This is a genomic window from Fundidesulfovibrio magnetotacticus (assembly GCF_013019105.1).
GTDB lineage: Bacteria > Desulfobacterota > Desulfovibrionia > Desulfovibrionales > Desulfovibrionaceae > Fundidesulfovibrio > Fundidesulfovibrio magnetotacticus.
In genome coordinates, this window is sequence record NZ_BLTE01000001.1 from 33,701 (window position 1) to 42,891 (window position 9,191).

Consider the following 9,191-nt stretch of genomic DNA (forward strand, 5'->3'; position numbering starts at 1 on the left):
AGATTATTGACCGCCCTCCCCGCCCGCCGCCACGTCGTGTCCATGCCCTCCCTGTTCGATCCCCTGCGCGCCCTCCGGGAGCGGTTCTACGCGATCCCGACCATCGGGCGGGACGGGGGCCTCTTCCTGCGGTTTGACGGGCCGGTGCTGCCCCACCAGCGGCAGGAGGCCATGGCCTTGGTGCGGGAGCATGACGCGCTCCTCCGGCTCCAGGTGGCGAACAAGTAGATGGCGAAGTGGGTCTAGTCTTTTTCAACGCTAGGCTTGGGAAACATCAGGGTGACTGTTGTCAATCCGCTCTTTGATGTATCAAGAAATATGTTCCCGCCTTGCGCTTCAGTGAATAGCTTTGCAGAATATGTTCCAATGCCTGTTCCACTTGCTTTCCCCGAAGTGACATACTTATCAAAAAACACGCTCCGAATCGAATCTGGCACTTCGCCAGTATTTGAGACAGAAACCTCTTGCACCTCATTTGACTTTATCGTGACGCAGACTTCAGAATTATTTGGAGATGCTTCTATTGCGTTAAGAATTATGTTGCTCAAAACGCTAAACATGATGTCCTCATTACACATGCAAGGAATGTAGCATTCTTGACTGTTGTTTGGCATACTGCAAGTCGTCCGTATGGACACATTTTTTAATTTTGCTGTTGACTCCATGTGGCCAGCTACACCTATAACAATGCTGTACATATCAACCTTGTGCATTTTACAATTCAAGACGCCCCTGCTAATGTTGGCGCTGAGCAAGTGGATATCTAAAATCCTGAGCGCTCGTTGGGCACTGATCTTCAAAGAGCTTAGAAGCCCTGCCTGTTCTTCTGATAATGTCACATCTTCAATTATAACTTCTGGTATCTGCACAAGTGGAGCTATGCTATTCCTTATGTCGTGACACATGACATGCTCTTTGACGTCTTTATCTCTAAGCTTTTCTCTTAAGTACTCAATGACCAACTCTGCCTCCCTCGCCTTGCTAAAGATGCTTGCAGATTCAGCAAGTGCATTCTCCAGCGTCTTAATGATGTTTTTTGATGATTCTAGCTCTGTTAGTAGCGCCTCGTTTGTTAGTCTAGCAAGTTCTGCGTCCATGCTATTCTCCAGAGTTTCCATTATTTTCTCTTTACTCTTACCTCGGGTAAACGATTCTGGACAAGTGGAAATTTGGAATTTTCTCGCCCTACAACGAGTGCCGCACCGGGCAAGTTAAATGGCCACGAACGAAATAGCCCCGACTCATGGCCGGGGCTTCCCACTTCGCCTTGAAAAAGGCGTGACTTGGTTGAACGATTTTCGCACCTAAGCCGTGCTTCCGGCCTCGATCTCCCCCGCCGTCTCCCTGATCTGCCCGGCCAGTTCCTTGACCCTGGCCGTGTCGCCCTGCGCCGCCGCCTTCACGATCTCCACGAACTCTTCCGCCAGCGTGTCGAAGATGATGCTCATGTCCATGTGGATGCCCTCCGTGTTTTGCCTGGAGGGATACCACATGCGGGAGGGTGTGCAAGCATAAAAGCCGTATTATTCTAAGCAGAAAGCACGTGATGGCGGGCGATTCTGAGGGGAATGGGGGGGGGCAGAGCCGCCTTGAACCGGGCCGCCTTCGCCCCGGTGAAGCCCATACCCAGGAAGCTGAAGCCGTCGCGGGTCATCTCATACATGGGCTGAGACTTGCCCTGCTGGTTGAGGTAGGAGGACTCCGTAAAATTGCGGAGTCGAAACCCCTCAGAACATTCAAGGTTTTTAACTGCCCTGAGCAGGTCGTCGTGTCTCTTGTCGAAGTGCTTCGCCACCTCCCTGGAGGTGGTGACGACGATTCCGTTGTTGACCGTGATGACGGGGAGGGACAGGACGGCGGGCCTACCCGTTGACCGCGACGCGCTCCTTGCCGGGGCGCAGGGGGATGACCACGGACTTGACCGTGGACGTGGCGGGTTCCGCCGGAGCCTCCAGCACCGTGAGCGACCGGCAACGCGGGCACTTCACCTGCACGCGGACGATGGCCCCCCGGAAGAGGAGCCGCTGACAGCACGGGCAGCGCCACTCCCTCATGACGGCCGCCTCTTCGCCAGGAAGAACGGTAGGAGCTTCGCCAGCACGCTCGTCTTCGTGTGCTTCTGCTTGCCGCTCAGGATGCGCGAGAGCGTGGACTGTCCGACGCCTGAGCGCCGCGCCAACTCCATGGAGTTCACCCCGTGGTGGACAAGCGCCTCTTCGAGGTGCCCGGCGAGGTCGTGCAGGTCGATGTTGCTCAGGTCCGCCATGGTCTACACCTCCAACTCGCTCAGGCGCAGGATGCGCCCGCTCGTGCTCATGTGGTCCAGGGACAGCTTCCCGGCGCGGAACAGGTCGAACCGGGCCGGGCCAAGCACGCGGCGCACGAAGGCCGGGTCTTCCACGGCCTGACGCTTGAGCCACTGCGAGTAGTTCTCCCTGGTGAACTCCACGTCGGACACGGTGAACTTGGTCGAGGTCGAGCCGTCCCGGTGATGGACGGTGCGCGCATCATGTTTCGTTGCGGGGCGCTCCACCTGGGGGAATTTTCCGCTCAGGGACGTGCGCGGGAGCCACATGCACCTACACCTCCAATGCTCAGGCAAGGGCGTCCTGGGCTGCCCAGCCTTCACGATCATGCCGTCCTTCGGGCCGCACCGGATGCAGGTGCGACCGTCCAGCGTGCCCACGCGCTCCCAGCCGGTGAGCACGTCCGAGAACTGCTCCTCGATCACGGTGTCCCTGGCGTAGTTGGACGCGCTCAAGAGCCACGTCCGGGCCAAGCCCTCCAGGCCCGGCACGCTGCCCTCGATGCCCTCCTTGCGGATGAGCCGGGCCGTCGCCTGGGTGCCCATGCCCTCGATCAAGGCGCGGCGGCCTGCGCTGACGATCCGCTCCACGGTGCTGGCCTGGAGCTTGTTCAGGAAGTTCTTGATGGTGAGCCCGTCCACGGTGTGGGCCTCGAACCAGCGCTCCACGTAGCTCCTGACGAGCTTCGGCCCCAGGTCCACCACGACGCCCGCGCCCATGGCGTTCAACACCGTGGCCGTCTGCGTCGCGCTGGCCGTAATCACGTCCGCGCCAGCCTCCCGTAGGTGGTCCGCGTTGGCCGCCATGACCTCGGAGATGATGGACTCGATCTCGGTTTGCTGCGCCGTCAGGTAGGCCTTCCGGCGGGCGTAGGCCTCCTCCTGGAAGCTGTCCTTGCCGGTCAGGTGTTCGTCCTGGAGCGCGGCCAGCCTGCCGATGATCCGCGAGCGCACGGCCTCCAGTTCCCGGACCATCTCCTCGGCAAGGGCCGTTGCCCGCTGGTCCACTTCGTGCGTGAACCTCAAGGTGGAGTCGATCATGCTGCGGGCTCCACGCGGACGATCTGTCCAGCCGGATTGCGGACGATGACGAACGCCTTCCCGTTGCGGGTGAAGCCGGTCATGGTGCCGTCCGCGTCCCTGGTGATGATGACGGACTTGCCGCTGTCGCGGGTGACGGCCTCAATGCGCCCCTGCGCGTCCCTGGTGAGGGTCACGGCGCTTTCATCGGCCTGGGCTGCTCCCGGCGCTCCTGGCGGCCCCTGCGGGCCGGAAGGCCCCGGAGGACCGACGATGAGGTCTCCGGGTATGGTCTGGTAGTGGACGCCCCGGACGCGGCTGCTGCGGCTCATGGGCGGCCTACCTGAGCAGTTCCAGCGTGGAGAGACCGGCCGCCCGGCGCGCGTAGGCCGCCACGAAGGCGAACACGGGCTCCGGGATGACCTTCATGACGCCCGATCCCCGGTACTCCACTTCGATGGGGCCTACCTTCTCCCGCCTGACCCCGGAGGTGTCCGGCGTGGTCATCGGGTCGCTGCCCAACACCACAAGGGCAAGCTCCACCTGCGCGAGCCGGACGGAGACGGGCACGCTGGTGGAGTCCACGCCCATGCCCGTGAGCCCGGCGCGCGGCCACGCCAAGGGCTGGCCCTGCACCGCCTGGACGCCCCTCCAGACGAGAGTCAGGTCCATGAGGCGGCAGGCGTGCAGGAGGGCCTTTTCCCTGGCCTCGTCATCCGCGCCCACCCAGGCCTCGGCATGGGGCCGGGCCTCCATGTACTCGGTCGCCTCCTCAAGCGAGACGTAGCTGTTCGTTCCTTTCGTCACGGCCATGATGTGGCCTCCTTGTGAAATTCGCCGGGGCGGCTCGTCCGTGCCGCGTTGACGGCCCCCGGCGGGGCCGGGCCTGACCTTTCCTGGGGGAAGGTGAACCCCGCGCCTTGCGGCCCGCCCGGCGAACACCCGAGGGTGCAGGCGGGCCGCGTCAAGGTCAGTGCCAATAGGCGCTGCGCGATGAAGCGAAGGCCTACGGCTCGATGCGGGCCGTGAAGTTGATGCCCGTGGCGACGGCCCCGGCCACGGTGGTGAAGACGCGCACGTAGGGGTAGGCCACGCCGCCCTTCACGTTCGAGAACGGAAGCTCGTAGCGCCCCGTGGTCGAGTCCTGGTTGCCGCCGATCACTTCGGCCGCCCCCAGGTTGAGCACGGCAAGCTCCTCGATCTTGGGCGACCCGGTGGAGAAGTCGGCGGTGTCGGAGCCCTGCACGGCGATGGCGTAGGCTTCATCGTTGGAGGCGATCTCCAGGGCGGTAACGTCCACCACGAGGCGCGCGTCCACGCGGCCGGTGCCGATGCTGGCGATCTTCGCGGAGCCGCCCACGAGGGCCGCGCCACTGCCGGACACGAGCCCGGCGTCTTTCATGATGAAGGTCGAGTCGAACATGGGCATCCTCCTGGATGAGGCGGGCCGGGTCTCCCCGGCCCGGCAGGGCTAGGCGTTCTTGATGCCCTTGAGGCGGGCGGCGGCCTTCGGGTGGAACAGGCCGATACCGACGATCCACTCGATCATGGTCCGGTAGGCGGTGCCCCCGGCGTACAGGCCGTGGTCGATCACATCCACGCCGCCGCACTGGAGCCCGGAGACGAACTCCTTGGCCCCGAACTTCACGGCGTAGATGCTGGCGGTCACGCTCTTGTCCCCGTTGTCCAGGTCGGGTTCCGTGAAGCCCAGGATGTCGGCCCCGGTCTCGTCTCCCTCCACGATCACGAGGGGCACGCCCGCGTAGGCGGTCAACTGACGCCCGAAGGCGTCGGAGACGATCTCGGTGGCCTGCCCGGCGGCGCGCACGAGGTCCGAGACCTTCCGGCGCAGGCGCTTGTTGAGGAAGAGGGCGTCCGCCCCGCCGGTCACGGCGTCGAGCAGTTCGTCCAGCTTCGCCAGGGTCAGGGCGTCGCCGCCGTCGCTGGAGCCCATGACGATGGACTGCGCGCCGGTCAGGCGCTTGGCCAGGCCGTCGAACTCCTTGGGATTGGCCAGGGAGTCGCCGTTGAAGAAGGTCCGGGTGAACTTGAGCGAGGCCGCCTTCGCCTTCATGGCGTCATGAACGGCCCGGAGGTCATTGACGTTGCCCTGCGTCTTCACGAGGGCGCGGTCGTAGTCCGAGACGCCGCCCAGGATGGACAGCACCTCGGTCACGGGGTTCACCACGCCGGTGCTCTCGGTGTAGCCCTCGCCCACGGCGCGGAAGGCGATGCCGGGAAGGGCCTCTTCCCTGTTGTAGGTGTAGCTGTTGCTGCTCACGGCCAGGAACGGCATGCGCTCCAGCACGCCGCTGTTCTTGGCGATGGTTTCGATCACGCCCGCCTGGAGCGGGGTTTCCGCCAGCTTGGCGTCTTCGATGAGGGTCAAGGCCATGGTGGTGGTCTCCTTGGGCTACTTCGAGTAGCCGTGCGCCATCTTCTGGGTGGCGCTCATGTCGTTGTAGTTGGTGGGCTGCTTGCCGCCGGGCCTCTTCGAGTCGGGGCCGGATGCGTCGGCTTTCTGGGTGAACAGGCCGGTCTTCTGCGCGGAGCGAATCCACTTGATCTGCTCGGCCGGGGCGATGCTCGGGACCAAGGACCGGAACTGCTCCGGGATGTCCTCCACAAGCTCCTGCACGAGACCGGCCAGGGTCTCTTCCGCCTGCTTTTTGGCGTTGTTCACCGCGTCGAACCGGGACTTCGGAATCATCTGCTCGCCTTTGTCGGGGGCGCTCCCGGAGATTCCCTTGTCATCCTGATTCTGAGGGTTAGAGTCATTCTCAGCCATGTGACCTCCGATTTTTACGCCTCGCGGCGATTAGATGACTTTCTCGGTGAGCGCCGCCCGCTCCTGCTGCACCGTGAGCAGGAAGGCGAGCGCGTCTTCCCTGGTGGACAAGTCCGGGTTGCGCTCCATGGCCGCGTCCACGGGGCTCATGAGCCCCAGGCCGATGAGCAGTTCCCATTCCTTGGCCTGATCCAGGCTGGAGACGGCGGGCTTCGGGTCCGCGAAGTCCACGGCCAAGGTGGCGGCCTCGGACAGCTTGCGGGTGGGGTTGTGGTGGTTCCACACCTGCCGGATGACCTGGAACAGGCGCTTCTCGTAGGTGCGCCACAGGGACACGTCATCCCGGCGAAGCTCCTCCAACTCCCTGTTGCCGACGATCTTCGAGACGCCGGACTCCTCGGTGGGGTCCGTGCTCAGGGAGGCCGCCGGGAGGCCGTTGCTCACCGCCAGCCACTTGATGATCCTGTCGATGGCCCCGGTCACTTCCTCAATGGGAGCCTGGGGCGCGGCGAAGCCCACCTCGCCGCCCTCGGGAAGCTCGATCAAGCTGCCCGGCCCGGCCTGCAACTGCCCGCCGCCCGATCCGGCCCCGCGCACGAAGCCCAGGCCGTAGCCCTGAGCGTCCACGGTCTGGAGCAGGCCCACCAGCATGTTGTTGATGGCCTCCTGCGCGACGATCAGGTCATCCCCACCGGGGAGCCAGAAGGAGTCGGTCGGCGCGCGGTCGTGGAGGGCGACGAACGGCAGCACGGGGGCATACGGGTTCGGCCCCCCGTCCAGGTGGCGGCCCCGGTAGTCCAAGCGCTCCCAGGTGGTAGGCGTCCACACGCTGTAGGTCATCTCCTCGGTGCGGCCCGCCTCCGGGAAGTGCGAGACGCAGATGGCGGTGATGTCCTCGGGGCTGTCGCCCACCTGCACGTCCAGGATGTCGCCGGTCAGAAGGTCCAGGTCCAGGCGGCCGTTGCGCCACACCGGGCGCACCATGGCCGTCTTCAAGAGCTTCACCAGCCTGGAGGCCTGCTTCATCCTCGTGGACAGGGCCGCGTCCTCCACGATCTCCGCGAAGAGGGCCTTGTCCGCGTCGGTGCCGTCGATCTGCCGCTTCGGCTCCTCGGTGTAGACCATGGCCCGGAGGTCCACCACCTTCTTCACCACGTTGATGAACAACGGCGTCAACTTCTCCGGCTGGGCGAACCGCTGCTCCAGCATGGTCTTCAAGTGCTCAAGCTGGCCGTCGTGGTAGTAGTCCAGGCGCTTGGCCGCATCCTGCTTCCTGGCCTGCGTCACCTGACTAATATGGCCGTCGAAGATAGCCTTGGCGATTGCGGCGGTCGTGTCGTTGAACAACATGGTCATGGGCTCCTAGACGTTCTGATACACACGCGGGCCATCAACCCGCACGTAGGCGTTGAAGAAGGCGGGCAACGTCATCTCGTCATCCATCCTCACGCGGCGGAAGCTGCGGAACATGGTCTCCACCTCATGAAATGCCCGGCACTCGTGCCTGCAAAGCAACTCCGCGTCACCGTTCATCAAAAAGCACAGGCTGCGCCGCTGGCTCTTGTTGGTACACACAAGGCGCGGCAGGCTGTAAAGATTCAGGATGCGGGCGCGGGTCGCGTAGACGCTCCAGTTCGTGCTGTAAACGCAATCGTCATGGAACCTCTGCGAGGAATGGCCGAAACGATAGTTGCCGTCGCGCAACTCCTCGTAGATGAACGTGCCCATCTCCATGGGGAGACGGTCCAGCGCATCCGAGAAGTGCAACCGACCATCACGGGCGATGCGGTGCAACTCAATGAAGCTGATGTTCTGGTTCGTCGCGGTGGCGGACAATACCTCGTAGGGAATGCCCTGGTCGCCAAGCCAAGGGGCAATGTCGCTGACCTCGTAGTTCTCCAAAACAACTTGGTCGAGCTTGTAGCGCTTGTGGTCATCCGCGATGCACTTCTTGATGAACCGGGACAGGTTTGGCTCGATCACGGCTTGATGCAGGACAAAATACTCGGCTTCACCATCGGATGCAGTGCTCGCCACCTTCGCGGTCACAGTCCAGACGGTCGAGTCGCCGCCGAAAATGCGCTTCGAGCGGTCCAGGCCCGCGCCGACCACGTGCCTGCGACCGCCGAATAGCTCGTGGAGCTTGTCCGCCGGGAAGGGGTGCGGCATCGGGCAGCGGCAAAGCTCGATGACCGGGGCCGGGAACAAGGCGTTCCTGGCGCTGCTGCGCTTGCCCAGCACGTCGCGGGCGAAGGCGTGCTCAAGCTGCGTCCTGCGAAGCTGCGCGGCCTTCTCCCTGTCGATCCAGGCCGGAGCGCGCTGGCAGTAGTCCTCGAAGCTCTCGTACTCCACATGGCGGGAGAAAATGCGCGGGTCCGTCGCGGACATGGCCTGGAGGGAGTGGACGGGGCCGCCCTCGCCGTCCACGTTGGCGTCCAGGAGCGTCAGGGTGCCCTGGCTGTCCAACAAGCTGCCTTGGAGCGCGTCGAAGACCTCGCTGTCCGCTTGGTGGAAGTCGCTCGCCCAAATGGTGGAGATGCGGTCGCCGAAAGCGTTGACGAGGTTCACGGGCGATCCCTGGATCACGTTGCCCAGGTGCGGGATGCGAATCTCGCGCTGAAGGATGTTGTCCGGCGCGATCATTCCGGCCAGGGTCTTCGTGTTCTTGATGATGCGCTTGAGCAGGCCGAACAGCACGCGCAGAAGGTGGTCATCCGAGTTGCCCAGGAGCGAGACCGTCCAGTTCTCGCGGCTGGTCGCTAGCCACAAAACGATGAGCGCGTTCAGGGTGCTCTTGCTGTGCCTCCTGGGCATACAGGTGAGCGCGATGCTGTGCTTGAACTGGCCCTCGGCATCGGCGGCCAAGGCGTCGGTGACGATCTCCACCTGCCAGGGCTCCAGGACAACGGGGCGGTAGCGGCCATCGGCGTGAAGGATTTGCGGGCGCACGTCGGCAAGCCAGTTGAAGAACCCCTGCGCGCCGGGCTCGCGCCAGGACGCCAGGATTTCGTCGCCGCTGCGCCTCCGGGGCTTGGCCGGGGTGTCGGTGGTGGTCTGCTTCGATGGTCTTGCCATTCA

Annotated in this window: 14 protein-coding genes; 1 reads left to right on the top strand and 13 read right to left on the bottom strand. The window is 63.7% G+C overall.

The features are described from left to right. The first annotated feature begins 42 nt into the window (after positions 1-42). Positions 43-228 (top strand): hypothetical protein, encoded by a 186-nt coding sequence (locus tag NNJEOMEG_RS00155; protein ID WP_173080138.1) that lies wholly within the window; start codon positions 43-45, stop codon positions 226-228. Positions 229-242: 14 nt separating this feature from the next. On the opposite strand, the gene NNJEOMEG_RS00160 is transcribed toward NNJEOMEG_RS00155, so the two are convergent. The 13 genes from NNJEOMEG_RS00160 to NNJEOMEG_RS00220 all read right to left on the bottom strand — a co-directional run bounded on the left by NNJEOMEG_RS00160 (position 243) and on the right by NNJEOMEG_RS00220 (position 9,188). Further along, on the bottom strand, positions 243-1,097 hold the full coding sequence (locus NNJEOMEG_RS00160) for a sensor histidine kinase (protein WP_173080140.1): 855 nt from the start codon (positions 1,095-1,097) through the stop codon (positions 243-245). A 207-nt stretch (positions 1,098-1,304) separates the two neighbouring features. Next, entirely contained in the window at positions 1,305-1,454 is a 150-nt protein-coding gene (locus tag NNJEOMEG_RS00165; RefSeq protein ID WP_173080142.1) for a hypothetical protein, read from the bottom strand. A 74-nt stretch (positions 1,455-1,528) separates the two neighbouring features. Next, on the bottom strand, positions 1,529-1,852 hold the full coding sequence (locus NNJEOMEG_RS00170; RefSeq protein WP_173081153.1) for a Rha family transcriptional regulator: 324 nt from the start codon (positions 1,850-1,852) through the stop codon (positions 1,529-1,531). A gap of 10 nt (positions 1,853-1,862) precedes the next feature. Then, complete coding sequence (locus tag NNJEOMEG_RS00175) at positions 1,863-2,054, bottom strand: Com family DNA-binding transcriptional regulator (protein ID WP_173080144.1); 192 nt, start codon at positions 2,052-2,054, stop codon at positions 1,863-1,865. Next, positions 2,051-2,266 (bottom strand): helix-turn-helix domain-containing protein, encoded by a 216-nt coding sequence (locus NNJEOMEG_RS00180; protein ID WP_173080146.1) that lies wholly within the window; start codon positions 2,264-2,266, stop codon positions 2,051-2,053. Before NNJEOMEG_RS00180 ends, NNJEOMEG_RS00175 begins: the two co-directional genes overlap by 4 nt. Positions 2,267-2,269: 3 nt before the next feature. Further along, a complete protein-coding gene (locus tag NNJEOMEG_RS00185) occupies positions 2,270-3,346 on the bottom strand; it encodes a structural protein (protein WP_173080148.1) in 1,077 nt (358 codons plus the stop codon). Beyond that, positions 3,343-3,657 (bottom strand): hypothetical protein, encoded by a 315-nt coding sequence (locus NNJEOMEG_RS00190; protein WP_173080150.1) that lies wholly within the window; start codon positions 3,655-3,657, stop codon positions 3,343-3,345. The genes NNJEOMEG_RS00185 and NNJEOMEG_RS00190 overlap by 4 nt, the downstream gene beginning before the upstream one ends. Positions 3,658-3,664: 7 nt before the next feature. Continuing rightward, positions 3,665-4,138 (bottom strand): DnaT-like ssDNA-binding protein, encoded by a 474-nt coding sequence (locus NNJEOMEG_RS00195; protein ID WP_173080152.1) that lies wholly within the window; start codon positions 4,136-4,138, stop codon positions 3,665-3,667. A 193-nt stretch (positions 4,139-4,331) separates the two neighbouring features. Next, positions 4,332-4,748, bottom strand: a complete 417-nt coding sequence (locus NNJEOMEG_RS00200) for a hypothetical protein (RefSeq protein WP_173080154.1) — start codon at positions 4,746-4,748, stop codon at positions 4,332-4,334. A gap of 48 nt (positions 4,749-4,796) precedes the next feature. Then, positions 4,797-5,720, bottom strand: a complete 924-nt coding sequence (locus NNJEOMEG_RS00205; RefSeq protein WP_173080156.1) for a major capsid protein — start codon at positions 5,718-5,720, stop codon at positions 4,797-4,799. 18 nt (positions 5,721-5,738) lie between these two features. Next, entirely contained in the window at positions 5,739-6,113 is a 375-nt protein-coding gene (locus NNJEOMEG_RS00210; RefSeq protein WP_173080158.1) for a hypothetical protein, read from the bottom strand. A 30-nt stretch (positions 6,114-6,143) separates the two neighbouring features. Next, the gene (locus NNJEOMEG_RS00215) at positions 6,144-7,469 is read right to left on the bottom strand and encodes a hypothetical protein (protein WP_173080160.1); all 1,326 of its coding nucleotides are present in this window, start codon (positions 7,467-7,469) and stop codon (positions 6,144-6,146) included. Positions 7,470-7,475: 6 nt separating this feature from the next. Continuing rightward, positions 7,476-9,188 (bottom strand): terminase large subunit domain-containing protein, encoded by a 1,713-nt coding sequence (locus tag NNJEOMEG_RS00220; RefSeq protein ID WP_173080162.1) that lies wholly within the window; start codon positions 9,186-9,188, stop codon positions 7,476-7,478. Positions 9,189-9,191: the final 3 nt, after the last annotated feature.

Bases quoted from the DNA above. Each gene is read 5' to 3' on its own strand.
- NNJEOMEG_RS00155 (WP_173080138.1), top strand. From the start codon at position 43: ATGCCCTCCCTGTTCGATCCCCTGCGCGCCCTCCGGGAGCGGTTCTAC.
- NNJEOMEG_RS00160 (WP_173080140.1), bottom strand. From the start codon at position 1,097: ATGGACGCAGAACTTGCTAGACTAACAAACGAGGCGCTACTAACAGAG.
- NNJEOMEG_RS00165 (WP_173080142.1), bottom strand. From the start codon at position 1,454: ATGGACATGAGCATCATCTTCGACACGCTGGCGGAAGAGTTCGTGGAG.
- NNJEOMEG_RS00175 (WP_173080144.1), bottom strand. From the start codon at position 2,054: ATGAGGGAGTGGCGCTGCCCGTGCTGTCAGCGGCTCCTCTTCCGGGGG.
- NNJEOMEG_RS00180 (WP_173080146.1), bottom strand. From the start codon at position 2,266: ATGGCGGACCTGAGCAACATCGACCTGCACGACCTCGCCGGGCACCTC.
- NNJEOMEG_RS00185 (WP_173080148.1), bottom strand. From the start codon at position 3,346: ATGATCGACTCCACCTTGAGGTTCACGCACGAAGTGGACCAGCGGGCA.
- NNJEOMEG_RS00190 (WP_173080150.1), bottom strand. From the start codon at position 3,657: ATGAGCCGCAGCAGCCGCGTCCGGGGCGTCCACTACCAGACCATACCC.
- NNJEOMEG_RS00195 (WP_173080152.1), bottom strand. From the start codon at position 4,138: ATGGCCGTGACGAAAGGAACGAACAGCTACGTCTCGCTTGAGGAGGCG.
- NNJEOMEG_RS00200 (WP_173080154.1), bottom strand. From the start codon at position 4,748: ATGTTCGACTCGACCTTCATCATGAAAGACGCCGGGCTCGTGTCCGGC.
- NNJEOMEG_RS00205 (WP_173080156.1), bottom strand. From the start codon at position 5,720: ATGGCCTTGACCCTCATCGAAGACGCCAAGCTGGCGGAAACCCCGCTC.
- NNJEOMEG_RS00210 (WP_173080158.1), bottom strand. From the start codon at position 6,113: ATGGCTGAGAATGACTCTAACCCTCAGAATCAGGATGACAAGGGAATC.
- NNJEOMEG_RS00215 (WP_173080160.1), bottom strand. From the start codon at position 7,469: ATGACCATGTTGTTCAACGACACGACCGCCGCAATCGCCAAGGCTATC.
- NNJEOMEG_RS00220 (WP_173080162.1), bottom strand. From the start codon at position 9,188: ATGGCAAGACCATCGAAGCAGACCACCACCGACACCCCGGCCAAGCCC.